Raw genomic sequence first — 23,776 nt, forward strand, 5'->3', positions numbered from 1 at the left:
ACGCGCGCCCAACAGCGCCGCCCAGCCCTGGCGGCTAGTCTTGGGGGATCATGATCAACCTTGACCTCGCTTCGGAGATCGCCGCCCTGCGCAGCACCTTCGGAGACATCAGCGCCGTGCTCAACCCCGACAAGCTCCGCGCGAAGGTGGTGGAGCTCGAAGCCGCAGCATCCGTCCCCGACCTCTGGAACGACACCGAGAACGCGCAGAAGGTCACCTCCGCACTCAGCCACGCGCAGGCAGATCTCAAGCGCCTCGACGAGATCGAACGACGCCTCGACGACCTCGAAGTGCTCGCGCAGATGGCCGTCGAGATGGAAGACGAGGACACGGCCGAGGAAGCCCGCGCCGAGCTCAAGTCGATCACCAAGGTCATCGGCAACCTCGAGGTCCAGACGCTGCTCGACGGCGAATTCGACCCGCGCCCCGCGGTCATCACGATCCGCGCCGGCGCCGGCGGCGTCGACGCCTCCGACTTCGCCGAGATGCTCCTCCGCATGTACCTCCGCTGGGCCGAGCAGCACAGCTACAAGGTCTCCGTCCTCGACACCAGCTACGCCGAGCAGGCCGGCATCAAGTCGGCCACCATCGAGATCGACAGCCCATACGCCTTCGGCACCCTCTCCGTCGAAGCCGGAACCCACCGCCTCGTGCGCATGAGCCCCTTCAACTCAGCCGGAAGCCGCGAGACGAGCTTCGCCGCCGTCGAGGTCGTCCCGCTCATCGAGCAGACCGAGTCGATCGAGATCCCAGACAACGACATGCGCGTGGACGTCTTCCGCTCCTCCGGCCCGGGCGGCCAGTCCGTCAACACGACCGACTCGGCCGTCCGCATCACGCACCTCCCAACCGGGATCGTCGTGAGCTGCCAGAACGAGAAGAGCCAGATCCAGAACCGCGCCGCCGCACTCCGCGTCCTCCAGTCACGCCTTCTCCTGCTCCGCCGCGAAGAGGAGAACGCGCAGAAGAAGGAGCTCGCGGGCAACATCACCGCAAGCTGGGGTGACCAGATGCGCTCCTACGTCCTCGCGCCATACAAGATGGTCAAGGACCTCCGCAGCCAGCACGAGACCGGCAACACCGACAAGGTCTTCGACGGCGACATCGACGCGTTCATCGCCGCCGGCATCCGCTGGCGCAAGCGCGGCGAAGCCGACGCCGCCTAGGAACACGAAGAAGGCGCCAGGGAGCATCGAGCCGGGACACCCACGTCTGACGTGTTCTGCATGTCGCGCCGGGCTGCGGCCACTCCGGTGCCTACCCTGTTAGCGCCATGATCAGATTCGATAACGTCGCCAAGGTCTACCCTGGCACCGCCGCCCCCGCACTCGACGACATCACCTTCGAGGTGCTGCGCGGTGAGTTCGTGTTCCTCGTCGGCCCCTCCGGGTCCGGAAAATCCAGCGTCCTCCGCCTCATCCTCCGCGAGGACGCCCCGAGCCGCGGACAGGTGCACGTGCTCGGCCAGGACCTGCGCCGCATCTCCAACCGCAAGGTGCCGTACTACCGACGCAGCATCGGCATGGTGTTCCAGGACTTCCGCCTCCTCGCAGGCAAGACCGTGTTCGAGAACGTCGCCTACGCGCTCGAAGCGCTCGGCAAGTCCCGCGGCCACGTCGCGAAAGCCGTCCCCGATGTCCTCGAGACCGTGGGCCTCGGCGACAAGGCGAACCGCTTCCCCCACGAACTCTCCGGCGGCGAGCAGCAGCGCGTCGCGATCGCCCGCGCCGTCGTCAACAAGCCGGACATCCTCCTCGCGGACGAGCCGACCGGAAACCTCGACCCCGTCACGAGCCGAGGCATCATGCGCCTCCTCACCCGCATCAACGCGAACGGCACCACCGTCGTCATGGCCACGCACGACGTCTCGATCGTCGACGAGGAGCGCAGGCGCGTCATCGAGCTCGACGGCGGCGTCATCATGCGCGACGAGTCCGATGGCGTCTACCAGCCGGGCATCGTGCCGCTCACCGAAGCGGAGACCGCCAACCAGCTCGAGCAGAACGACGACACCGAAGCTCAGGTCGCGTCGCAAGCCCCCACATCCATCGCCGACTCGATCGCCTCGCGCGTCGCCGGCGAGAAGACCACGAAGAACTCTGGAGACGTCAAATGATCGGCCGCGTATTCGCCGAGATGTGGCAGGGACTTCGCCGCAACTCGAGCATGGTCATCTCCGTCGTGCTCGTGACCTTCGTCTCCCTGACGTTCGTCGGCGCCGGAATCCTCATGCAGCAGCAGATCAGCAGCATGAAGGCCTTCTGGTACGACCGCGCTCAGGTGTCCGTCGACCTCTGCTCGTCCGTCTCGACCGCCCCGAACTGCGCAGGCGGCCAGGCCAGCGACACCCAGCGCGACGCCGTCGAGGCGGCCCTGCAGGGCGCCGTCCTCACCCCGTACATCAGCGAGTACGAGTTCGAAGACCAAGAACAGGCCTACGAGAACTTCCAGCAGCAGTTCGCCGGCGACCCCATCGTGTCCTTCGTCGAGCCCGAGTTCCTCTCGGAGAGCTTCCTCATCACGCTCACCGACCCCGACCAGGCCGACATCATCATCGAGCAGCTCTCCAACTACGACGGTGTGGAGGCGGTCACCGACCAGCGCCAGTACCTCGAGAGCATCTTCGAGCTCCTCAACGTCGCCAGTCTGTCTGCGATCGGAGTCGCGGTGGTCATGCTCGTCGCGGCGGCGCTCCTCATCGCGACCACGATCCGCCTGTCTGCGATCAGCAGGCGCCGCGAGATCGGCATCATGCGCCTCGTCGGCGCATCCAACCGCTACATCCAGGCGCCCTTCATCCTCGAAGGCGTCGTCGCGGCCCTCATCGGTGCCGTGCTCGCCTCGGCAGCAACCGTCGCCATCGCGCACTTCTTCGTGCAGGGCTACCTCGGCAGGCAGCTGCCGTTCGTCTCCCTCATCGGAGTCCCGGAGGCGTTCCTCGCGATCCCCGTCCTCCTGATCGTCAGCGTGCTGCTCGCCTGGGTCTCCGCGCGCATCGCGATCAACAAGTACCTCAAGGTCTGACCCGCACGCAACAGCAAGGTAGACCGATGGACAGCCCGTGTCGTAAGATAGCGGGCTGCCCATCGTCTGCCGTCGAGAGAGGAAGAGGCCATGCCAAAGGAGCAAGGGACGAAGCCTGTCGCGACGAACCGTCGAGCCAGGCACGACTACCTGATCGAGGACACCCTCGAAGCGGGCATCGTGCTGAACGGAACCGAGGTGAAGTCGCTCCGGCAGGGGCGCGCCTCCCTCGTCGACGGATACGCGTACATCGACCGCGGTGAGGCGTGGCTCGACGCCGTGCACATCCCCGAGTACCTCGAGGGCACGTGGAACAATCACGCACCACGCCGCAAGCGGAAGCTGCTGCTGCACAAGGAGCAGATCCGCAAGCTCGCCATGAAGACCAAAGAGGGCGGCTACACGCTCGTCCCGCTGACGCTCTACTTCCTCAACGGCCGTGCAAAGGTCGAGCTGGCCGTGGCGAAGGGCAAGCGCGAGTTCGACAAGCGCCACGCACTGCGTGAGCGCCAGGACAAGCGCGAGGCCGACCGCGCCGTCGCGTCCCGCAAGTACATGGGGGAGTAGATCGCGCCTCGAGCACCGATGCGCTGCACGCCCCGAATAGCGATGCGGCCCCCGATCCAGTGGATCGGGGGCCGCATCGCTGTGTGTGCTTGGAACCGCTAGCGCACGCTCTCGACGAGCGTCGCGATGGAGCTCTCGTGTGCGGAGAGCAGCGTCTTCAGGCTTCGCGACTGCCAGCCACGGTCCGTCTGCCCGTCTGACGACGGGTCGGCGCTCCACCAGGCCGTCTGCACGGCCGCGTCGGCCGCGTCGAACGTGTCGAACATCGCGGTGAACAGCGTTGACGAGTTGGCGAACGGAACGGCCCCGACGGTGAGGCTCAGCGTCTCAGAGCGGTACGAGTCGGCGGCGGCCTGCGCAGCATCCGCGGCCTTCCCGAACTCGGTGCTGTAGCTCGTGCAGACGTCCGCGAGCTCGTCGAGGAAGCACTCCGATGCGGCCAGGTCCGCGATGCCACGGTAGAAGTCGACGTAGGTCGACTTGATGCCGTCGGCGATCGTCGTGCCGATGTTCGGGTTGCTGTAGTCCGGGCATCCCGTCGACACGTTGCACGGGTAGTACAGGTTGTTGCCGAGGTCGATGTTCTGACCGTCCGGGATGGTGAAGATCGTCGACGAGAACGACGCGAGCTGCGTGCCGAACGTGTTGTAGATCGAGTTGTACTTCGGGAACGCCTCGCAGAACTGCTGCAGCGCCGCGACATCCGCGCTTGCCGTGTCAGCGAAGTTCGCGACGATGTCGCGTCGCTCGCTGAGGCCGTCGCTCTCGGTCTGAGCGGCCTTGTATGCCTCGGAGGCGTCGGCACCGTCCTCGACCGCAAGCGAGGGCACGGTGGACCCGGCGAGATCGTTGATCGTCGTCTCCGCCGTCGCGACGTTCCCGCAGCGAGTCGAGAAGTCGGTCATCTGGGCCGCCGACTGCGAGAAGAAGTCGGTGTTCTCGCCCAGTGAGGCCGAGATGGTGACGTTGGCGGCAAGGTCGAGGTTCTCGGTCGTCCAGTCCGCGTAATGCGCGTCGAGGTCCGTCTGGAACGCAGCCGCGAGCTCGTCGCCGCGGTTCACGTTGTTGTTGTGGATGGTGACGGGGATCGCTACGGCGGCTCCCACCAGGACCACGACGCCGATGATCGCGGGGATGAGGATCGCGGGCTTCCGGAACCAGGGCTTCTTGGCGGGGGCTCCGTTGCCGAAGTCGTTGGGGCCGGACGGTCCGCCGCCCTGGTAGCCACCGCCACCGTTGCCACCGAACGCGGGTGCCCCGAACTCCTGGCCGGGTGCCTGGCCGGGAGCGTAGGGGGCTGGGGTCTGGTTCTCCGGAGCGCCGTTCCACGCGCCTGCCTGCTGCTGCGCGCCATAGCCGACGCCGAAGGCAGCGGCACCCGCCTCGGGGGCGGTCGAGCCGAACGCGGGCGACTCGTTCTGGCCGCCGTAGCTCGGCGCGCTGTTCACCTCGCCGTACGCCGGCGCCTCGAGGCCGCCGCTCGCCTGACTCGGGTCAGCCTGGCCGGCACCCGGTGCGTTCCACGCCGGAGTCTGCGTCGTCTGGGCGTCCTGCGCGTCCGGAGCCGACTGGCCCCACGCCGGAGCGGAGGGCTGCTGGTCCCAGGATGCGGGAGCCTGGGCTGGTGCGCTCTGGTCGTTCCAGGCGTTGGGGTCGTGCTGGGCCGTCTGGTCCCAGCCAGTTGGAGCCGGGGTGGATACGCCCTGGTCGTTCCAGGTGCTCGAGTTCTGCGGGGGAGTCTGCTCCCAACTCGGGGCGGCCGGCGCACCGGAGTCGAGGATCTCCGTCTGGTTGTGGTCTCCGCGACCGAGCACAGCGGTCTCGTTTCCCTCGCCGAAGCCGAGGACCTCGGTGCTGTTCTCGTCGGGGTGAGACTGGTCGCCGCTGGCCGGTTCCACGCCTTCGCCGACTGCATCGGCGGCTGGTGCTGACTCGGCATCACGCGGCCAGGTGGGCGCCGCGGGCGCCTCGTACTGGACCGGCGCGGGTACCTCGCCGTCGCTCACCTCTGGCTGGCCGGGCCCATCCTCGGAGGGCGCGGGAGCGTCCGGCTCCTCAGCCGGCCTGCCGAAGTGCGCACCGAAGCCTTCGTGCCCAGAGGTCTGGTCTTCCGAAACGGAGTCCCCGGATTCCTGGGCGTGCTCGTCGCCGTTCTCGGGCTTCTGCCAATTCGGGCGCCCGAATCCTTCAAAGTCATTGCCGCTCATGGGGTTCAGGTTACTGGTCCTCCCGGGAATCGCCTCCAGGCTTGCCCTGAGCACGCCAGGACGTGGATTTTCCGGCCGTCTTGACGTATGTTTAGGAGCTGCCAGTTCTTCTGGCAGCTGCAACTCAACAGAGCTCATGACGTGGAACGCCGCCGAGGAGACTCGGCTCACGGGGATGATCGGTTTCGACATGACTGGTGAATCGGCGTGAAGCGGGTCGAGGATGCGGGGTTATCTCGTAAACGCCCCTCGCAAAACATAGGTGCTAACGCTAAGCGCACCGACTTCGCCCTCGCTGCTTAAGCGAGTCCGATAGTCCGTCAGCCCGGGGGTGTTCCCGCTCCGGTAGCTGGCGTCATTAAGGGAACTTGCTGTGGTGTTGTGTTTCAGGGCACCACGGGACTTGCACTGGAACTGGGCTCGTCGATCAAGGTGTCTGTCCCCATGATCGGAGCCAAGTAGAACAGTAGACAGACTGCACCCGGAGAAGCCGCGGTTTCGTAGTTGTGGACGGGGGTTCGATTCCCCCCATCTCCACGAAACCCACGTCATGAGCGAAGGCCCCGACTGCCCAGTTGAACACTGGGGAGTCGGGGTTTTGTTGTCTGCAGTGTGCGGTGCCTGGGTCAGTCCGCCGGCCACACGCCGGATGTACCGCGACGATGGCTGCCGACGAGGTGCGTGTCGACGATGCCGATGGCCTCCATGAGGGCGAAGAGGTTGGTTGGGCCGACGAAGCTGAAGCCGCGCGCCTTGAGACTCTTCGTGAGCTGTCGCGACTCGTCGCTGGAGCTGGGCACGTCTGCCGCTGACGCGGGTCTCGGCGTTGTCGTCGGCTTGGCGCCCCAGACCAGTTCGTTGAGTGGCTCGCTCTCGCGCAGCGCGACCGTCGCGCGAGCGTTCCTCATGACCGACGAGATCTTCAGTCGGTTCCGGATCACTCCGGGGTCGCTCATCAGTCGCTCGAAGTCGTCATCGCCGAACCCGGCCACCGCGTCGACGTCGAAACCTGCGAACGCCTCGCGCAGCAACGGCCTCCGCTGCAGGATGAGGCGCCAAGAGAGCCCGGACTGGAAGATCTCGAGGCACAACCGCTCGAAGACGCCACGCTCGTCGGTGACGGGCATGCCCCATTCCGTGTCGTAGTACTGCATGAGCAGCTCGTCGCGGCTCGCCCACAGCGGCCGGGCGAGGCCATCCTCGCCGACGACGAGGTCAGGGGTGATGCTGGTAGCTGGCAAGGGCTTTCCTCTCCGGATGCGGAATCCTGCAATCTCCGCGAACCGGAAGGGACACGGACGGCGCTGATCGAGAACCTGCTGTGCGCAGAACGCTACCCGGCACCTCCGACACGCGCCGCCGCTGTCCACAGGCGGCAGCCCCGGCAGGAAACGGAACCTAGCCGTTGGCCGCCAGGCGTGAGCCGCTCAGCTCGTCACCCTCGCTGCTTGCAACGAGGCACACCAGGTTGCGGTCGCCCTCGCTCCAGCTCCGTTCGCTCGGAACAAGATGCAGCGCGGTGAGGCCCGCGACCGCGTCTCGCCCGAGCTCGGCGAACTGAGCTGAGCAACGTGCATCCGCTTCGGAGGCCAGAGCGTCATCGCCCGGGAACGCCTCACCGAGTTCGCTCGGTGCCACCGAGAGCACCTCGTAGAGGTGTGGGTCCGCGCACGAGGCCGCAAGCGTCGCAACGGTGAGGTCCGCGTCCGACGAGAAGCAATCGCCAGCGCTCACTTCCGTGATCGGAACCACGCGGGGCGTCTCCGGGGAGCTCGCACAGGCCGTCAGCGTTCCGCTGACGACGAGCACGGCCAAGAGCGTTGCGGGGATTCGGGAGGACACCCCACCAGGCTAGCTGGCGGAACCCGCAGCCGTCCCCGCAGTGGCCTGGCCGTCGAGGGGCGTCACAATGCACAGCACTTCTCGGTCGCCGCTGGCCCATGACTCGGCGCTCGGCACGATGCCCGTGTAGTTCCATTCGGTCAGGAACGGCTCCGCCCCGATGAAGCCCGTGAACGCCGCGGAGCAGATGTCCTCGAGGGCAGTATCGATCGCCGAGTCGCCGGGGAAGGTGTCACCGCCCGACATGTTCTCGGAGTGATACGCCTCGTACGTGTGCAGCGAGTCGCAGTTCGGGAAGAGCTCAGCGTCGTCGGAATCCGATTCGAGGTCGAAGCAGTCGCCGACCGCGAGGTCCTCGATGCCGGTCATCGTGCCGGCCACCGCGGTTGGTGTTGGTGTTGCGGTCTCGGATGCGGTGGGCGTGGCCGACTCGGTCTCCTCGGCAGTGGACGTCGACGTCGTCGTCACCACGGGGTCGGAGCCCCCACTGGCCAGTGTCGTCACGAGGGTGCATCCACTGAGGAGCAGGAGGGCGGCGAGCCCCAGGGACGCGCCAGCGGCGCTTCGTACGGCGGCGGTTCGCATCGTTGCTCCTCTTGGGGGTGAACATCGGTTCAGAGCTCCTGTTGCCGCTCCTGCAGACGCGACGCGACCAGTGTATTGCCGTGTTCCCGAGGATCACCACTGAGGCGTTCGCAGTTGCTTTCACCCTGGCGTGTCGTCCCGCGGGCGTAGCATTGGCTCCCTATGTCTGCAGACGCGAGTTCCCCCACCCAGCAGTCGACCGTCCGGCAGGGTGGACCCTCTTCCTCCGCCACAGCACCACAGGAGGCCTCCCGCTGGCCCGCCTTCGCGGTGTGCGCGGCGGTCGCCGTGCTCACGATCCTCGATCTGGCCAAGGTCAACGTCACGCTCGGCCCGATCGAGCACACGCTCGGCGCGGCCTCCTCCGACGTGCAGCTCATCGTCGCCGGCTACGTGCTGGCGTTCGGAATCCTGCTGGTTCCCTCGGGGCGACTCGGCGACCTGTGGAATCGCAAGCGCCTGTTCCTGATCGGTCTCGTCGCCTTCGGGCTCGCGTCGCTCGTGTGCGCGCTGAGCGTGAGCACCGAGATGTTGATCGGCGGCCGCATCCTGCAGGGCTTCGCCGCCGGCATCCTGATGCCGCAGGTGCTCGGCCTCATCCAGCAGCTCTTTACGGGCCAGGAGCGTGGGCGGGCCTTCGGGATCTTCGGCGCCATCGTCGGGCTCGGCACGGCGTTCGGTCCGACGATCGGCGGCTTGCTCATCGGCCTGCTGGGGGAGGAGGCCGGCTGGCGCTGGACCTTCGCGATGAACGTGCCCCTCGCCCTTGTCGTGCTGCCGTTCGCCTGGCGGCTCCTCCCATCGAGGCAGGAAGTGGCGAAGGGGCAGACGCTCGACCTCTTCGGCGTCGCCCTCCTCGGGCTGGCCGTGCTGACGACGATGCTCCCATTCGTGCTGACGTCGGGGCGGGACACTGACGACCCGGCCCGGTGGTGGCTGCTCGCCCCAGCGCTCGGCTTCTTCGTCGCGTTCATCCTCTGGGAACGGCGCTACCTCCGGATCGGGAAGACGCCCGTCGTCGACTTCGCGCTCTTCCGCACGCCCTCGTATCGCTACGGGGTGCTCATCACGACGCTGTTCTTCGCCGCGATGCCCGTCGGCTTCCTGCTCGTGACGCTGTTCCTGCAGCAGGGGCTCGGACACCCGGCCGTGCTGGTCGGCGCCGTCTCGGTCCCGTACGCGCTCACCTCGGCGGTCGTGGCAGCCGTGTCGGGCAAGTGGACGTTCCAGCACGGGGCCACGCTCGTCGCCGTCGGTGTCGCGCTCTTCGTTGTGGGCTACAGCGTGGTGCTCGTCGTGACCCAGCTGGCTGAGCCGGCGCTGTCGCCCTACCTGGTCAGCGCGTCGCTGGTCATCTCGGGTGCGGGCGCGGGGCTGGTGATGGGGGCGAACCAGATGCGGATGCTCCTGCACGTCCCCGTCGAGCAGGCGGGCATCGCGGGCTCGTTCGCGCAGGTCGGGCAGCGCCTCGGCAACGCCATGGGCTTGGCGATCGGCAGCTCCGTCTTCTTCGCGGGGGTCGCCGCCCTGCAGGTCACGGGAGCCGTGCAGGACACGAGTTCGCCTGTCGTGCAGGAGGCCTACAAGACGTCCGTCGCCGGCGGCCTGCTCGTGGTCATCTGCCTGGCCTGTCTCACGCTTGTGGTCGCCGTCGTGGACCTTGTCGGGCATCGGCGACGCCAGCGCGAGCAGCAAGTGGGGGAGTGACGTCTGATCTCCGGCCGAGTCGCGAACCGGATCAGCGGGCTGCGAGGGCCTTGAGCGCCTGATCGTGCAGAAGGCCATTCGTGGCGAGCGCACTGCCGTGCCACGGTCCTTCTTCCCCGTCCATGCTGGTGAACGTGCCGCCTGCCTCCACGACGATCGGCACGATCGCGGCCATGTCGTACGGCTGCAGATCGAACTCTCCCGCGATCTCGAGCGCGCCCTCCGCGACGAGCATGTAGGACCAGACCTCGCCGACGGCGCGCGTGCGCCAGATGGCTCGGCTGAACTCGAGCAGCTGCGCTGAGCGGCCCGCGTCATCCCAGCCCTTGAGGCTGTTGTAGCTGAGGGATGCCCGTTCGAGCTCGTCGACGGCGCTCACCTGAATGCGCCGGTCGGTGGCGACATCGCGGTCGCTGAGGTCGTCGTCGAGGTACGCACCCTGGCCGGTCGCGCCCCACCAGCGCCTGTTGAGGCCGGGTGCCGAGACGACACCCACCTCGGGAACGCCGTCGATGACCAGCGAGATCAGGGTCGCCCAGATCGGGATGCCGCGCATGAAGTTGGCGGTGCCGTCGATCGGGTCGATGATCCACTGCCGGCGGGAGGTGCCCTGCGAGCCGTACTCCTCGCCGAGGATGGAGTCGCTCGGGCGGGTCTCCGCGAGGCGCGCGCGCAGGGCCTGCTCGACGGCCCGGTCCGCGTCGGTCACCGGCGTCCGGTCCTCTTTCTCGTACACCCCGAGCGAGCGCGAGTTGAAGTGCTGCATCGAGACCGCATCGGCGATGTCGGCGAGCTCCCGTGCAAGGCGGAGGTCGGAGGAGAGCGGGTGCAGGAGTTCGGTGGCCACACGGTCAGCCTAGGCCAGGGGCCAGCTAGTAGCTCGCGTCGGCCGCCTGGTCGAGCGACATGAACAGGCGTCGCAGCGAGTCGAGCCTGGCGATGCCAGCCTCGTCGAGCTCGCCGTCACGCGCAGCGTCGTCGAGCGCGCAGTCCGGAGCGTCGGCCCGGTGCGTGCATCCGCGCGGGCAGTCCTCGGCTATGTCGGCGAGTTCGGTGAAGCCGCGCAGCACGTTGTCGCGATCGACGTGCCCGAGTCCGAATGACCGGACTCCGGGTGTGTCGATGATCCAGCCGGTGCGGCCCTCGGCGTCCTCGATCCGAACGGCGAGGGTGGATGAGGAGGTGTGCCTGCCGCGACCGGTGACGGCGTTGACGACTCCCGTCTCGCGGAGCGTGCCGGGTACGAGCGCGTTCACGAGCGTCGACTTCCCGACGCCGGAATGTCCGACGGCGACGGTCGTGTGCCCGGTGAGCGCCGCTCGGAGCTCGTCGATGGGCTCGCCTCCCGGGCGAGACTCGAAGACCTTCACGCCGAGGGGCTCGACGAGCGCGCGCAGCTCGTCAGCGGGCGCCACGTCCGTCTTGGTGAGCACGAGGAGGGGCTGGATGCCCGCGTCGAGGGCCGCCACGAGATAGCGGTCGATGAGCCGTGGTCGCGGCTCCGGCTGCGCTGTCGCCGCGACGATGAGCATCTGGTCGGCGTTTGCGACGATGACGCGCTCGACCTGGTCGGTGTCGTCCGCGCTGCGGCGGAGGAGCGTCTTGCGTTCGACGATGCGCACGATGCGGGAGAGGCTGCCCGCGTCGCCGGTGGTGTCGCCGACGATGTCGACGAGGTCTCCCGTGACGATGGCCGTTCGGCCGATCTCTCGCGCCTTGGCAGCGGTGACGGTCCGTTCCTCTGGTGTCCCCTCGTCGAGGAGCACCGTGTAGCGTCCGCGATCGACGGTCACGACGCGCCCGGTCACGGCATCGGAGTGCTTCGGCCGCTGCTTCGAGCGGGGCCTGTTCGCCTTGGGGTTCGGGCGCCCCCGGAAGTCGTCCTCGTCCCAGTCGCCGTAGGCGTCGAACGCGTCGCCGAGTGAGCGAGCCACGGTCAGATGCTGAAGGCGGTGAGGTCGACGCTGCCGTCGTCCTCGCCCTCGTCCGGGTCGCCGACCGCGCCCTGGTCCAGCATGTCCTGCCAGAGCTGGGTGAACTGGGGGAGCGTCTTGCTCGTGGCGTGGATGTCGTCGACGGTGACGCCCTCGATCCCGAGGCCGACGATGGCGCCGGATGTCGCCATGCGGTGGTCCTCGTAGCTGCGCCACTCGTGGGCCGTGCGCGGTCCGGGAACGATCTCGAGCCCGTCGTCGAGCTCGGTGACCTCGCAGCCGATGCCGCGCAGCTCGGCGGCGATGGCCGCCACGCGGTCGGTCTCGTGGCCCCGGAGGTGCGCGATGCCCGTGATGCGGCTCGTGGTGGTGCAGAGTCCGCAGAGCGCCGCGAGGTTGGGGGCGAGCTCTCCCGCCTCTGAGAGATCGAGGTCGACGCCCGGCAGTTCGGCGCCCTCGGCGATGCCGCGTTCGACCGTGCACGTGAGCACGCCGTCCGCGACCGAGATCTGCGCGCCGAAGAGCGGGAGGAGGTGCTCGAGGTGAGATCCGACCTGGGTCGTGGTCTCCGGCCAGTCCTCGATGGAGACGCTGCCGCCCGCGACGATCGCCGCGATGAGGAAAGGCTCGGCATTGGAGAGGTCCGGCTCGATCGTGAGCTCCCGCCCGTCGATGACGCCGGGCGAGACACGCCACGTGCCCGCCTCCGAGTCGTCGATCTCGACCCCGCGGTCACGCAGGGCGGCGAGCGTCATGTCGATATGCGGTTGGCTCGGGACCCGATCGCCCGAGTGGATGAGCGTGAGCCCGTCCTCGAAGCGTGCGCCGGCCATGAGCAGCCCTGAGACGAACTGGCTGGAGGCTCCAGCGTCGATCGTGACCTCGCCACCTGTCACCTCACCGGTGCCGTAGAGCGAGAAGGGCAGCCCGCCCCTCCCGTCGTCGCGGACCTCGACGCCGAGCGCCTTGAGCGCATCCACCGTGCCCTTCATCGGGCGACGGCGGGCCGCCTCGTCGCCGTCGAAGGCGACGGGGCCGAGGGCGAGGGATGCGAGGGGCGGGACGAAGCGCATGACGGTGCCCGCGAGGCCGCAGTCGATGGAGACGCCGCATTCGAGCTCGCCTGGCGTGATCTCGAGATCGTTCCCGAACCGACCGTCGCCGGGGACTTCGACGATCTTCGTGCCGAGCTGCCTGAGCGCCTCGATCATGAGCTCGGTGTCGCGAGCCCACAGCGGGTGCCGAAGCAGCGACGGTGCGTCGGCCAGTGCGGACAGCACCAGTTCGCGGTTCGTGAGGCTCTTCGACCCAGGGATCTGGAGGCGCGCGTCGATCGGCGCAGTCGCCGTCGGGGCCTCCCACGGGCCGTCGCCGAGGGTCAGGGGCTCGCTGCCCTCGTCGTCTCGGTACAGGTCGAAGCGTGGTCCGGAATAGCCAAAGATCTCCATTGGTTGACAACGATACCGCCAGTGGCGCTCGCATCACCCGGAAAGACGATTCCGGCAGACAACGAAGGGGAGGGCAGCCCTTGCAGACAACCCTCGCGCCGCCGAGGCGTCAAGCCGCCGAGAGGCGCACGGCAGTACACTCACGCGTAATGAGTGAGCAGAAGTCGCCTCAGGCGACCCCAGATCAGGACGAACTCCGGCAGCTGTTCGAGGAGCAGGCGCTGCAGTACATCGACCAGTTGTACGCGGCAGCCATGCGCATGACTCGAAACCCCGCAGACGCGCAGGACCTCGTGCAGGAGACCTTCGTGAAGGCCTTCGTGGCCTTCGCGCGCTTCGAGCAGGGCACGAACCTCAAAGCGTGGCTGTATCGCATCCTCACGAACCTCTTCATCAACTCGTACCGCAAGAAGCAGCGGGAGCCGTACGCGAACGCGCTCGAGGACCTCGAGGACTGGCAGCTCGGCGGCGCCGAGTCGGCGACGGCCCAGACCTCGTCGCGCTCGGCCGAGGCCGAGGCCATCGACCACCTCCCCGACTCGACGGTGAAGGACGCCCTCCAGGCGATCCCGGAGGACTTCCGCCTGGCGGTGTTCCTCGCCGACGTGGAGGGATTCTCCTACAAGGAGATCGCAGACATCATGAAGACCCCCGTCGGCACCGTCATGTCGCGGCTTCACCGCGGCAGGCGACTGCTTCGCGAGCGCCTCACCGGCTACGCGCGAGAGAACGGCATCATTCCGGCCCTGGACGGGGACGAGCAGGAAACAGGGAGCAAGAAATGACCGATTGCGGCTGCGAGAAAGCCAAGGACGCCCTCGAGGAGTACCTGCGCAACGAACTCGCCAGTACGGACGCGAGCGATATTCGCGAGCACCTCGAGCACTGCAAGGACTGCGAGAGCGAGCTGCACGTGAACCGCTCGCTCATGGAAGTCGTCCAGCGCGCTTGCAAGGAGCGCGCCCCCGAAGAGCTGCGCCTGCACGTCCTCGACCAGCTGCGCAACATCCAGCGTTCGCACGGCACGCCGGTCGCGAACTGACACGGGGCGCCCGCGAACTCGTGTCCTGCCCATGACTCCGGATCCCGAGGAGGACGCCTGGCGCCTGCTCTCTGCCCGCGTCGACGAGGCCATCTCCGAGCTGCGGGAACGGGATGCCAGGCGGGAGACGCTCGCCGAGCTGGTCGAGCGTCGCCCCGTCCTCGGCGTCCGTCGGGGCCCCGTCCTGCGGCGCGTCTCTAACGTGTGGCGGTTGCGTGAGCTGCTGCTCGACGAGAGCGGCGGGCTGTTCCGCGTCGGCTCCGTCATCCGGGTCGCGAAGCAGCCAGACCACTACAGCGAGCAGTCGGCGCTTGCGGCCGAGCGACGTCGCGTGCAGCTGGCCGCGCTGAAGTCCGGGTTCGCCCTTGGCGAGGTCGTCAACTACGGCGCGGCGCGTATCCAGCTCTCCGACAGCGGGGGTGCCGACGCGCATCCCGGCCTCGAGGTGGTGGGCGGCGAGGTGGTCCTGCACTGGGGAGCTGTCCCTGGCGCGCAGGCCGGTCTCGGCGCAAGCAGCTCGACGCCACTCGCCGCGTACCTCGACGACGCCGTCGCTCTCCTGACCGGGCGCTAGCAGGCCGTTCAGACAGCACACGAAGGCGCCCGCCCCGATTGCTCGGGACGGGCGCCTTCTGCGTTCGCGGAGGACCTGCCTAGTCGGCCAGCACTCCCTCGATGAGCTCGGCCTGCTGACGCTGGTGCGCCTTCATCGTGCCGACCGAAGGTGCCGACGACTCCGGGCGGGTGACCGCGCGGATCGTGCGTCCTTCGAGCATCGGCGCGAGGTGCGTGCGGATGAAGGGCCAAGCACCCTGGTTCTCCGGCTCGTCCTGCGCGTAGATGATCTCCGCGTTCGGGTACTCGGCGAGGATGCGGTTGATCTCCTCGCCCGGCATCGGGTAGAACTGCTCGAGCCGCACCAGGGCGACCGTCGAGTCCTCGCGCTTGTCGAGCTCCGCACGGAGGTCGTAGTGCAGCTTGCCGGCGTGCAGCACGACGCGCCGAACCGCGGCCTTGTCGGTGATGCGCTCGTCGTCCAGGACGGGCCGGAACGCGCCGTTCGTGAAGTCCTCGACCGGCGAGACGGCGCTGCGCAGGCGCAGCATCGACTTCGGCGTGAAGATCACGAGCGGCTTGCGCGGACGCGCGTAGGCCTGACGGCGTAGCAGGTGGAAGTGCGACGCGGGCGTCGATGGCATCGCGACCGTCATGTTCTCCTCTGCCGCGAGCGTGAGGAAGCGCTCGATGCGCGCCGAGGAGTGGTCGGGACCCTGACCCTCGTAGCCGTGGGGGAGCAGCAGCACGACGCTCGAGCGCTGGTTCCACTTCTGCTCGGACGCCGAGATGAACTCGTCGATGATGGTCTGTGCGCCGTTCACGAAGTCACCGAACTGTGCCTCCCAGAGGACAAGCGCGTCGGGACGCTCAACCGAGTAGCCGTACTCGAAGCCGAGCACCGCGTACTCGCTCAGGAACGAGTCGTAGATCGAGATGGGTGCCTGGTTGTCGCTCAGGTTGGAGAGCGGCAGCCAGTTCTGGCCGTTGAGGCGATCGTGGAAGAGCGCGTGACGCTGCACGAACGTCCCGCGGCGCGAGTCCTGGCCGGACATGCGCACGGGCGTGCCCTCCATGAGCAGCGAGCCGAGGGCGAGGAGCTCGCCGAAGGCCCAGTCGATGCCGCCTTCGCGGCTCATCTGCTCGCGCTTCGACAGCACGGCCTTGAGCTTCGTGTGCACCGAGAAGCCCTCTGGCGGGTTCCCGTGCGCGTCGCCGATGGTCTCGATGACCTCGCGGGCGACAGCCGTCGACTCCGGCTCGGAACGGTGGTTCTCCTCGCGGGAGCCCACTGCTGAGAGCTCGGCGGCCGAGATCGGGGTCGACTGCGTCTGGGCCTGGTGCGTCTCCGCGAAGGCGCGCTCGAGGCGGTCGTGGAAGTCCTTCTGCGCCGCGTCGAACTCGTCCTGTGTGATGTCGCCACGTCCGACGAGCGCCTCGGCGTACAGCTTGCGCACGGAGCGCTTCGCCTCGATGAGGTTGTACATGAGGGGCTGCGTCATCGAGGGGTCGTCGCCCTCGTTGTGGCCGCGGCGGCGGTAGGAGATGAGGTCGATGACCACGTCGCGCTTGAAGCGCTGGCGGTAGGCGAACGCGAGCTCGGCGACGCGCGCCACGGACTCGGGGTCGTCGCCGTTCACGTGGAACACGGGAGCCGAGATGGCCTTGGCCACATCGGTCGAGTACATCGACGAACGGGCGTCGCGAGGCGTCGTCGTGAAGCCGACCTGGTTGTTGATGTTCACGTGGATCGTGCCGCCCGTGCGGTAGGCGCGGAGCTGCGACATCTGCATCGTCTCGTAGACGACGCCCTGACCCGCCATGGCGGCGTCACCGTGGATGAGGATCGGCAGAACCGCATCCCGGCCGTCGGCCTTGCGGTCGAGCTTGCCGCGCACGATGCCCTCGAGCACGCCATTGACGGCCTCGAGGTGCGAGGGGTTGGCGGCGAGGTAGACCGGGATCGTCGCGCCGGAGGCGGCCGTGAACGTTCCCTCGATGCCGAGGTGGTACTTCACATCGCCCGAGTTGCCGCGGCCCGAGCTGGACTGCACACCCTCGAACTCGCGGAAGATCTGGCCGTACGTCTTGCCGGCGATGTTGGTGAGCACGTTGAGGCGGCCGCGGTGGGCCATGCCGATCGCGACCTCGTCGAGGTCTTCCTCGGCGGCACCCTGGATGATCGTGTCGAGCAGGGAGATGACCGACTCGGAACCCTCGAGCGAGAAGCGCTTCTGGCCGACGTACTTCGTCTGCAGGAACGTCTCGAACGCCTCAGCCTCGTTGAGCTTGTTGAGGATGCGCATCTGCTCTTCGTGCGTGGGCTTCGTGTACGGGTGCTCCAGCTCGTCCTGGAACCAGGCGCGCTGCTCCGGGTCCTGGATGTGCATGTACTCGATGCCGATGGTGCGGCAGTAGGAGTCGCGGAGGATGCCGAGGATGTCGCGGAGCTTGAGCATCCGCTGGCTTCCGCCGAACCCGTCCGCGACGAACTCGCGCTCGAGGTCCCAGAACGTGAGCCCGTGGTTCTCGATCTCGAGGTCCGGGTGCGTGCGCTGCACGTACTGCAGCGGGTCGATGTCAGCCATCATGTGGCCGCGCACGCGGTACATGTTGATGAGCTGCTGCACGCGAGCCGTCTTGTTGATGGCGGCGGCGAGGTCGACGTGGACGTCCTGCGACCACACGACGGGCTTGTACGGGATGCGCAGCGACGCGAAGATCTCTTCGTAGAAGTTGTGCTGGCCCGTGAGGTGCTCGTGCACGATCTTCAGGAACTCGCCGGAGCCAGCGCCCTGGATGACGCGGTGGTCGTACGTGCTCGAGATCGTGAGGCGCTTGGAGATGGCGAGATCGTCGAGGACGTGCTGCGCCATTCCCTGGTAGGGGGCCGGGTAGTCGAGGGCGCCGGCGCCGATGATCGCTCCCTGGCCCTTCATGAGCCTCGGGACGGACTGCAGGGTGCCCATTCCGCCCGGGTTCGTGAGCGAGATCGTCGTGCCCGCGTAGTCGTCGCCGCTGAGCTTGTTCTGGCGACCGCGCTTGATGAGCTCCTCGTACGCGCCGAGGAACTCGCGGAAGTTGAGCGTCTCGGCCTGCTTGATGCTCGGGACCACGAGGGCGCGGGTTCCGTCGGGCTTCGGCACGTCGATCGCGATGCCGAGGTTGACGTGGGCGGGTTCGATGGCGGATGGCTTGCCGTCGACCTCGTCGTAGTAGACGTTCATGCTCGGGAACTTGATGAGCGCCTTCACGAGGGCCCAGCCGATGAGGTGCGTGAACGAGACCTTGCCGCCGCGGGTGCGGCGAAGGTGGTTGTTGATGACGATGCGGTTGTCGATCATGAGCTTCGCAGGGATCTCGCGGTAGCTCGTCGCGGTCGGCACCTGCAGCGAGATGTCCATGTTCTTGGCGATGGCCTTCGCCATGCCCTTCAGCGGCGACACGATGTTCTCGCGTGACGGCGCCTTCTCCTTGTCAGCTGCCGGCGCATCCGCGGGGATGAGCTTCTCCTGCGGGGCCGCGGCAGTGGTCTTCGCCTGCTTTCGCGCTTCGCCGTCGGCGGCCGGCTTCTTCGCCTCTGCCTCAGCGGCTGGAGCTGCCTGCGCCTTCGCGGGCTGGGCTGCCGGTGCCGTCTTCGCCGGGGCAGCGGTCTGCTGCTTGGCGTACTGCTCGAGTGTCGGCCACCAGGCCTCGTCGACACTCTTCGGGTCCTTGACGTACTTCTCGTACATCTCTTCGACGAGCCAATCGTTGGCTCCGAAATCGGACTTTGCTTCGTCTGTACCCGCACTGGTCAAATGACTCGCCACCTGAGTTTGTCTCGCGTTCGTCTGTTGATGCGGGACACGCCGAATCTGGGCGGCGGCCCCATCGAGTGACCAGCCTAACGCCCTTGGCGAGCGCTCTGCGCGAAAGTGGCCGGTTCGGCGTCTGGGCAACGTATTCTGGAGGCCATGCACTTCTCTGGTCCCGCCCCACACCACGAGCTCACGTACTCGGACGTCTTCCTGATTCCGAGCAGGTCGGATGTGGGATCGAGGCTGAATGTCTCGCTCGCCCCGGATGACGGCACCGGCATGACGATCCCGCTGGTCGCCTCGAACATGAACGCGGTGACCGGTCCCCGCATGGCGGCGGCCATCGCACGGCGAGGCGGTCTCGGCGTGCTGCCGCAGGACATGTCCCTCGAGGCTCTGCAGACCGCGATCGCCTGGGTTAAATCGCAGGACCCGGTCCTCGACACGCCCTTCACCGCGTCGGGCGACGTGACGGTGGGCGCGGTGCTCGAAATCGTCCCGCCCGTCGCCGGGTTCGGGGTCTCCGTGCTGGCTCCCGATGGGGAGGTGCTCGGTGTACTGCAGGCGTCGACGCTGGCGCGTGTCCCGAGCGACGCCGTGCTGGCCGATCTGAGCCACCACTTCGTCGACGAGGTGCCGCTGGCCCTCGCCCGCGACTCCCGCGCGGTCTTCAACTCCTTCGCCGAGGCTGGCGAGAGCTTCGCGCCCGTGCGGACCGAGCGTGGTGAGATCGCGACGGTCACGGCAAGCGGCGCGCTGCGCAGCACGATCTACCAGCCGGCGCTGGATGCTCAGGGGCGCCTTCGTGTCGCGGTCGCCGTCGGCGTGTCGCGCAACGCGCTCGAGCGTGCACGCGCGCTTGTCGAGGCCGGCGCCGATGTGCTGGTCCTGGATACCGCGCACGGACATCAGGGCAGCATGCTGCGAGCGATCGAGGCGGTGCGTGGGGCGGAGCTCGGCGTTCCGATCGTCGCGGGCAACGTCGTCTCCGGAAGCGGCGTCCACGACCTCGTCTCGGCGGGGGCGAGCATCATCAAGGTCGGCGTCGGCCCCGGCGCCATGTGCACCACGCGCATGATGACCGCGGTCGGTCGTCCGCAGTTCTCCGCGGTGCTGGAGACATCGGAGACCGCGCACGCGCTCGGCGCGCGGGTCTGGGCGGACGGGGGAGTGCGCTATCCGCGTGACGTCGCCCTCGCGCTCGCCGCCGGTGGGTCCGCCGTCATGATCGGCTCATGGTTCGCCGGCACGGTCGAGGCGCCGGGAACGGTGCGGACCGACGATGCTGGCAACTGGTTCAAGGAGTCGTTCGGCATGGCATCCACGAAGGCGGTCGAAGCGCGTTTCGGGGACCTCGAGCCCTACGAGCGCGCGCGAAAGCTCCTCTTCGCGGAGGGCATCTCGTCGTCAAAGATCATGCTCGACCCCAAGCGACCTGGGCTCGACGACCTGATCGACATGATCACGACCGGCGTCCGCTCATCGTTCACCTACGCGGGTGCTGACTCACTCCCCGAATTCCGCCAGCGGGCCAAGGTCGGCATCCAGTCGGCGGCCGGCTACGAAGAGGGCAAGGCCCTCCCGGTGTCCTGGTAGACGCGGCCGGCTGACGGGGGTCTCGGATATGTGTGCTCGACAGGGTGGTGACGTGGCGTGAACGAGTGGCTCATGCTCGGGGTCGGCGTCCTCCTCACCCTGGGAACCGGCGTCTTCGTCGGCTCGGAGTTCTCGCTCGTCAACCTCGACCGCAACGATCTCGAGAAGCGGCGGGAACGAGGAGAGAAGCGCCTCACCCCGACGATCAACGCGCTCAAGCACACGTCCACGCACCTCTCGAGCGCGCAGCTCGGCATCACGCTCACCACGCTCCTCACCGGCTACACGATGGAGCCGGCGATCTCGTCGCTGCTCGCGACGCCGCTCGGCGCGGTCGGACTGCCGGAGGACGCCGTGCGCCCCGTCGGAGCCGTGCTGGCCATCGTCATCGCGACGGCCCTGTCGATGGTCGTCGGCGAGCTCATCCCGAAGAACTTCGCGCTCGCCGTGCCACGGACGACGGCGAAGTTCCTCATCCCGCTGCAGGTCGCCTTCACGACGGTGTTCAGGCCGGCGGTCGCGGTGCTGAACGGCAGCGCGAACGGACTCATCCGCTCCGTCGGCATCGAGCCGAAGGAAGAGCTCTCCGGCGCGCGCACCGCGGAGGAGCTGTCGAGCCTCGTGCGGCGCTCAGCGCTCGTCGGCATCCTCGAAGGTGAGCGGGCCGTGCTGCTGAGTCGCACGCTGCGCTTCGCCGACCACATCGCAGCGGATGTGATGACGCCGAGGCCTCGAGTGCAGTCCATCGCCGTCGACGCGCCGGTGCAGGACCTCATCGATCTCGCGAAGTCGACGGGGCACTCGCGCTTCCCGGTGACCGGTGAGGACATCGACGAGATCGTGGGCGTGGCGCACCTCAAGAACGCCGTCTCGCTTCCGCTCGACCGGAGGCGCTCCGTGCCGGTCGGGGCGATCAAGACCGACGCGCTGCTCGTCCCCGAGACGCTCGGCTTGGACGCGCTGCTCGCCGAGCTGCGATCCGGCGGCTTCCAGCTGGCGGTTGTGCTCGACGAGTACGGCGGCACGAATGGCGTCGTGACGCTCGAGGACCTCGTCGAGGAGATCGTCGGCGAGCTCGTCGACGAGCACGACCGCGCACATCTCGATGTGGTCCGCGCCAAGGGACGGACCACGTTCGACGGCATGCTCCGACCAGACGAGGTGCGTGACCGGCTCAACATCGAGCTCGACGACGACGGACCGTACGAGACGGTCGCAGGCTTCATCATGAACGCCCTCGAGCGCATCCCCGCCGTGGGTGACGAGGTCCAGGTCCCCGTCGGCACGTTCCGGGTCGAGCGGATGGAGGGCCGCCGCGTCGACCGCGTCGCGTTCACCCCCAACGAGTCCTACGAGTCGAGGGAGGCGCTCATGCAGCGCCTCGCCGACCAGCACGCCGAGAAGGAGAACCGTGGCTGAGTACTGGTCTGGACTCGCCTGGCTTGTCGTCCTCCTCGCGGCGAACGCCTTCTTCGTCGGGGCGGAGTTCGCCGTCATCTCCGCGAAGCGCTCGCAGATCGAACCCAGGGCGGAGCGGGGCAGCAAAGCAGCCCAGCAGACGCTCTACGCGATGGAGCACGCGACCGGCATGCTCGCGACGAGCCAGCTCGGCATCACGGTCTGCTCGCTCCTCATCCTCAACGTGTCCGAGCCCGCGCTCCACCACCTCCTCGAGATCCCGCTGTCGGCCACGGGTCTCAGCGAGGAGATGATCTCGACCATTGCGTTCGTCATCGCGCTCGTCGTCGTCTCCTACCTGCACGTCGTCCTCGGCGAGATGGTGCCGAAGAACATCTCGTTCTCGGTTCCCGACCGCGCGGCCCTGCTGCTCGCGCCGCCGCTCGTGTTCTTCTCGCGCCTGTTCGCGCCGGTCATCTGGGCGCTGAACGGCATCGCGAACACGACCCTGCGCCTCTTCGGCGTCGAGCCGAAGGCCGAGACGACCAGTGCCTTCACCTTCGACGAGGTCGCCGGGATCGTCGAGCAGTCGAAGCGAGAGGGGGTGCTCATGGACCGCGCGGGCACCCTGTCGAACACCTTCGAGTTCACGGCCAAGAAGGTCGCCTCCGTCGCGATCGCCGGAGACCAGCTCGTCGTGCTCCCGCCGGACGCGACGCCGGAGATGCTGCAGCGCGCCGTCTCCGAGCACGGCTACTCGCGCTACATCATCCTCGACAGCGAGGGCGGGTACGCGGGCTACGTGCACCTGAAGGACGTGCTCGACCTCGACGAGCCGGGCGAGTTCGACCAGCCGATCCCGGCCAAGCGCATCCGCTCGCTCGACGGGGTCCATGACGAGGCCGACCTCGAGGACGCCCTCGCGATGATGCGCCGCACAGGCAACCACCTGGCGCGGGTGCTCGACCGAGAAGGCAGCACGCGCGGCGTGCTGTTCCTCGAGGACATCATCGAGGAGCTTGTCGGCGAGATCCGGGATGCGACCGCCCGACACTGAGGTCCGGACCCCCTGAGCCCTCTCCATCGACTTGGCGTGTCGCCGAAGAGCGACCAGGATGGCCGGGTGAGGGAATTCGAAGCTCAGGACGCCGCGGCCAGCGTGTTCGCGCCGCGCGAGGACGACCACAAGTACCGAAGGGGCGTCGCCGCGTTCGTCACGGGCTCGACGCACTACCCCGGCGCCGCCGTGCTCGGCACGAGAGCCGCCCTCGCGACCGGCATCGGCATGGTGCGGTACTCGGGCGGCGAGGCCGAGACGAAGGCCGTGCTATGGCAGAGTCCTGAGGTCGTGGCCGACCTCGCGTCGTTCGACGCGCTCATCGTGGGCTCCGGTGTGGACCCGAAGGACGTGCGACGCACCAGCGAGGCACGCGAGGCCCTTGACCGTGCGCGTGAGCTCGACGCGACGGTCATCGCCGACTCGGGGGCCCTCGGGCAGATCGCCAAGCGCGTCCTCGGCGGGCACCATGTGCGCCGGTGCATCCTCACACCGCACGCGGCTGAGCTCGCAGCGCTCATCACGAAGCTCGAGAACACCGAGGTGCATGCGAGCGACGTCATCAAGGAGCCGGAGCAGGCCGTCCGCCTCGTCACCGACCGCCTCGGATGCACGCTTGTGCTCAAAGGGCACCGCACCCACATCGCAGGTGACGGCCCCACGATCATCGTGGATGCGCCCGGCGCCTGGCTCGCGACTGCAGGCACCGGAGACGTGCTCGCGGGCGCCATGGGGGCGCTGAGCGCCGTCGCCTCCAAGCGCGAGGTCAGCGAGCAGCCAGAGCCCCAGCAGCTCGCCGCCGCCGCCGTCTGGCTGCACGCGCGCGCCGGCTGGTTCGCCTCGCAGATCAACGCGGGCAACTCGGCCGCCGCGGCCGACCTCCTTGCGCCCATCGACCAGCTCCAGCGGCACGGGCCCGGCTCTCCCATCAGGGCGAGCGACGCGACCGCAGTCCTGCCTCGGCTGGTCGGCGCACTCGTGGCGTCCAAGATCCACGCCTGAGCTGGGGTAGCT

20 protein-coding genes and 1 other RNA gene are annotated in these 23,776 nt (G+C 68.0%); 13 read left to right on the plus strand and 8 right to left on the minus strand.

Translation table 11 applies throughout. The features are described 5' to 3' along the window. Window positions 1-50 precede the first annotated feature (50 nt). The 4 genes from prfB (at window position 51) to smpB (ending at window position 3,591) form a co-directional block, all read left to right on the plus strand. The gene (prfB, locus tag HDC34_RS08195) at window positions 51-1,166 is read left to right on the plus strand and encodes a peptide chain release factor 2 (RefSeq protein WP_104312252.1); all 1,116 of its coding nucleotides are present in this window, start codon (window positions 51-53) and stop codon (window positions 1,164-1,166) included. A 107-nt stretch (window positions 1,167-1,273) separates the two neighbouring features. Then, complete coding sequence (ftsE, locus tag HDC34_RS08200; protein ID WP_179556512.1) at window positions 1,274-2,116, plus strand: cell division ATP-binding protein FtsE; 843 nt, start codon at window positions 1,274-1,276, stop codon at window positions 2,114-2,116. Then, window positions 2,113-3,024: a permease-like cell division protein FtsX gene (ftsX, locus tag HDC34_RS08205; protein WP_179556513.1), complete on the plus strand. Its 912-nt coding sequence runs from the start codon at window positions 2,113-2,115 to the stop codon at window positions 3,022-3,024. The genes ftsE and ftsX overlap by 4 nt, the downstream gene beginning before the upstream one ends. A 90-nt stretch (window positions 3,025-3,114) precedes the next feature. Next, window positions 3,115-3,591 (plus strand): SsrA-binding protein SmpB, encoded by a 477-nt coding sequence (gene smpB, locus HDC34_RS08210; RefSeq protein WP_104241539.1) that lies wholly within the window; start codon window positions 3,115-3,117, stop codon window positions 3,589-3,591. A 98-nt stretch (window positions 3,592-3,689) separates the two neighbouring features. Here smpB and HDC34_RS08215 read toward each other — a convergent pair whose 3' ends face one another. After that, a complete protein-coding gene (locus HDC34_RS08215; protein ID WP_179556514.1) occupies window positions 3,690-5,798 on the minus strand; it encodes a hypothetical protein in 2,109 nt (702 codons plus the stop codon). Between the two features lie 171 nt (window positions 5,799-5,969). Between HDC34_RS08215 and ssrA the strand changes: the two genes are divergently transcribed. Continuing rightward, window positions 5,970-6,338: a transfer-messenger RNA gene (gene ssrA / locus HDC34_RS08220) on the plus strand. Between the two features lie 86 nt (window positions 6,339-6,424). Here ssrA and HDC34_RS08225 read toward each other — a convergent pair. The 3 genes from HDC34_RS08225 to HDC34_RS08235 all read right to left on the minus strand — a co-directional run bounded on the left by HDC34_RS08225 (window position 6,425) and on the right by HDC34_RS08235 (window position 8,225). Beyond that, window positions 6,425-7,039: a DNA-3-methyladenine glycosylase I gene (locus HDC34_RS08225; RefSeq protein ID WP_218854927.1), complete on the minus strand. Its 615-nt coding sequence runs from the start codon at window positions 7,037-7,039 to the stop codon at window positions 6,425-6,427. A 157-nt stretch (window positions 7,040-7,196) separates the two neighbouring features. Further along, entirely contained in the window at window positions 7,197-7,640 is a 444-nt protein-coding gene (locus HDC34_RS08230; RefSeq protein ID WP_179556515.1) for a septum formation family protein, read from the minus strand. Window positions 7,641-7,649: 9 nt separating this feature from the next. Beyond that, entirely contained in the window at window positions 7,650-8,225 is a 576-nt protein-coding gene (locus HDC34_RS08235) for a septum formation family protein (RefSeq protein ID WP_179556516.1), read from the minus strand. 162 nt (window positions 8,226-8,387) lie between these two features. Between HDC34_RS08235 and HDC34_RS08240 the strand changes: the two genes are divergently transcribed. After that, complete coding sequence (locus HDC34_RS08240; protein WP_179556517.1) at window positions 8,388-9,932, plus strand: MFS transporter; 1,545 nt, start codon at window positions 8,388-8,390, stop codon at window positions 9,930-9,932. A 31-nt stretch (window positions 9,933-9,963) separates the two neighbouring features. Here the strand turns inward: HDC34_RS08240 and HDC34_RS08245 are convergent, their stop codons facing one another. The 3 genes from HDC34_RS08245 to aroA are packed head-to-tail and all read right to left on the minus strand — an operon-like array spanning window position 9,964 to window position 13,314. Then, window positions 9,964-10,779 carry an inositol monophosphatase family protein gene (locus HDC34_RS08245; protein WP_104312183.1) on the minus strand — a complete coding sequence of 272 codons (816 nt, stop codon included), beginning with the start codon at window positions 10,777-10,779 and terminating at the stop codon, window positions 9,964-9,966. 25 nt (window positions 10,780-10,804) lie between these two features. After that, on the minus strand, window positions 10,805-11,866 hold the full coding sequence (gene rsgA, locus HDC34_RS08250) for a ribosome small subunit-dependent GTPase A (RefSeq protein WP_179556518.1): 1,062 nt from the start codon (window positions 11,864-11,866) through the stop codon (window positions 10,805-10,807). Between the two features lie 2 nt (window positions 11,867-11,868). Then, entirely contained in the window at window positions 11,869-13,314 is a 1,446-nt protein-coding gene (gene aroA / locus HDC34_RS08255) for a 3-phosphoshikimate 1-carboxyvinyltransferase (RefSeq protein ID WP_179556519.1), read from the minus strand. A gap of 149 nt (window positions 13,315-13,463) precedes the next feature. Here aroA and HDC34_RS08260 point away from each other — a divergent pair, with 149 nt between their 5' ends. The 3 genes from HDC34_RS08260 to HDC34_RS08270 are packed head-to-tail and all read left to right on the plus strand — an operon-like array spanning window position 13,464 to window position 14,930. Next, window positions 13,464-14,099 carry a sigma-70 family RNA polymerase sigma factor gene (locus HDC34_RS08260; RefSeq protein WP_104312180.1) on the plus strand — a complete coding sequence of 212 codons (636 nt, stop codon included), beginning with the start codon at window positions 13,464-13,466 and terminating at the stop codon, window positions 14,097-14,099. After that, window positions 14,096-14,356: a zf-HC2 domain-containing protein gene (locus HDC34_RS08265; RefSeq protein WP_104253513.1), complete on the plus strand. Its 261-nt coding sequence runs from the start codon at window positions 14,096-14,098 to the stop codon at window positions 14,354-14,356. Before HDC34_RS08260 ends, HDC34_RS08265 begins: the two co-directional genes overlap by 4 nt. A 31-nt stretch (window positions 14,357-14,387) precedes the next feature. After that, window positions 14,388-14,930: a hypothetical protein gene (locus tag HDC34_RS08270; protein WP_104312179.1), complete on the plus strand. Its 543-nt coding sequence runs from the start codon at window positions 14,388-14,390 to the stop codon at window positions 14,928-14,930. A gap of 79 nt (window positions 14,931-15,009) precedes the next feature. On the opposite strand, the gene HDC34_RS08275 is transcribed toward HDC34_RS08270, so the two are convergent. Then, a complete protein-coding gene (locus HDC34_RS08275) occupies window positions 15,010-18,723 on the minus strand; it encodes a multifunctional oxoglutarate decarboxylase/oxoglutarate dehydrogenase thiamine pyrophosphate-binding subunit/dihydrolipoyllysine-residue succinyltransferase subunit (protein WP_104312178.1) in 3,714 nt (1,237 codons plus the stop codon). 144 nt (window positions 18,724-18,867) lie between these two features. On the opposite strand from HDC34_RS08275, the gene HDC34_RS08280 reads away from it, so the two are divergent. The 4 genes from HDC34_RS08280 (at window position 18,868) to HDC34_RS08295 (ending at window position 23,764) form a co-directional block, all read left to right on the plus strand. Continuing rightward, window positions 18,868-20,307: a GuaB1 family IMP dehydrogenase-related protein gene (locus HDC34_RS08280; protein WP_179556520.1), complete on the plus strand. Its 1,440-nt coding sequence runs from the start codon at window positions 18,868-18,870 to the stop codon at window positions 20,305-20,307. Between the two features lie 72 nt (window positions 20,308-20,379). Further along, the gene (locus tag HDC34_RS08285) at window positions 20,380-21,726 is read left to right on the plus strand and encodes a hemolysin family protein (RefSeq protein ID WP_104312176.1); all 1,347 of its coding nucleotides are present in this window, start codon (window positions 20,380-20,382) and stop codon (window positions 21,724-21,726) included. Further along, window positions 21,719-22,762, plus strand: a complete 1,044-nt coding sequence (locus HDC34_RS08290; RefSeq protein ID WP_104312175.1) for a hemolysin family protein — start codon at window positions 21,719-21,721, stop codon at window positions 22,760-22,762. Before HDC34_RS08285 ends, HDC34_RS08290 begins: the two co-directional genes overlap by 8 nt. A 66-nt stretch (window positions 22,763-22,828) precedes the next feature. After that, window positions 22,829-23,764, plus strand: a complete 936-nt coding sequence (locus tag HDC34_RS08295; protein WP_179556521.1) for an ADP/ATP-dependent (S)-NAD(P)H-hydrate dehydratase — start codon at window positions 22,829-22,831, stop codon at window positions 23,762-23,764. Window positions 23,765-23,776: the final 12 nt, after the last annotated feature.

It is taken from the genome of Pseudoclavibacter sp. JAI123, from assembly GCF_013409665.1.
In the GTDB taxonomy this organism is placed as follows: Bacteria; Actinomycetota; Actinomycetes; order Actinomycetales; family Microbacteriaceae; genus Pseudoclavibacter.

Excerpts from the sequence above, each read along its gene's own strand:
- prfB (WP_104312252.1), top strand. The coding sequence starts at position 51 with ATGATCAACCTTGACCTCGCTTCGGAGATCGCCGCCCTGCGCAGCACC.
- ftsE (WP_179556512.1), top strand. The coding sequence starts at position 1,274 with ATGATCAGATTCGATAACGTCGCCAAGGTCTACCCTGGCACCGCCGCC.
- ftsX (WP_179556513.1), top strand. The coding sequence starts at position 2,113 with ATGATCGGCCGCGTATTCGCCGAGATGTGGCAGGGACTTCGCCGCAAC.
- smpB (WP_104241539.1), top strand. The coding sequence starts at position 3,115 with ATGCCAAAGGAGCAAGGGACGAAGCCTGTCGCGACGAACCGTCGAGCC.
- HDC34_RS08215 (WP_179556514.1), bottom strand. The coding sequence starts at position 5,798 with ATGAGCGGCAATGACTTTGAAGGATTCGGGCGCCCGAATTGGCAGAAG.
- HDC34_RS08235 (WP_179556516.1), bottom strand. The coding sequence starts at position 8,225 with ATGCGAACCGCCGCCGTACGAAGCGCCGCTGGCGCGTCCCTGGGGCTC.
- HDC34_RS08240 (WP_179556517.1), top strand. The coding sequence starts at position 8,388 with ATGTCTGCAGACGCGAGTTCCCCCACCCAGCAGTCGACCGTCCGGCAG.
- aroA (WP_179556519.1), bottom strand. The coding sequence starts at position 13,314 with ATGGAGATCTTTGGCTATTCCGGACCACGCTTCGACCTGTACCGAGAC.
- HDC34_RS08260 (WP_104312180.1), top strand. The coding sequence starts at position 13,464 with ATGAGTGAGCAGAAGTCGCCTCAGGCGACCCCAGATCAGGACGAACTC.
- HDC34_RS08265 (WP_104253513.1), top strand. The coding sequence starts at position 14,096 with ATGACCGATTGCGGCTGCGAGAAAGCCAAGGACGCCCTCGAGGAGTAC.
- HDC34_RS08270 (WP_104312179.1), top strand. The coding sequence starts at position 14,388 with ATGACTCCGGATCCCGAGGAGGACGCCTGGCGCCTGCTCTCTGCCCGC.
- HDC34_RS08280 (WP_179556520.1), top strand. The coding sequence starts at position 18,868 with ATGCACTTCTCTGGTCCCGCCCCACACCACGAGCTCACGTACTCGGAC.
- HDC34_RS08285 (WP_104312176.1), top strand. The coding sequence starts at position 20,380 with ATGCTCGGGGTCGGCGTCCTCCTCACCCTGGGAACCGGCGTCTTCGTC.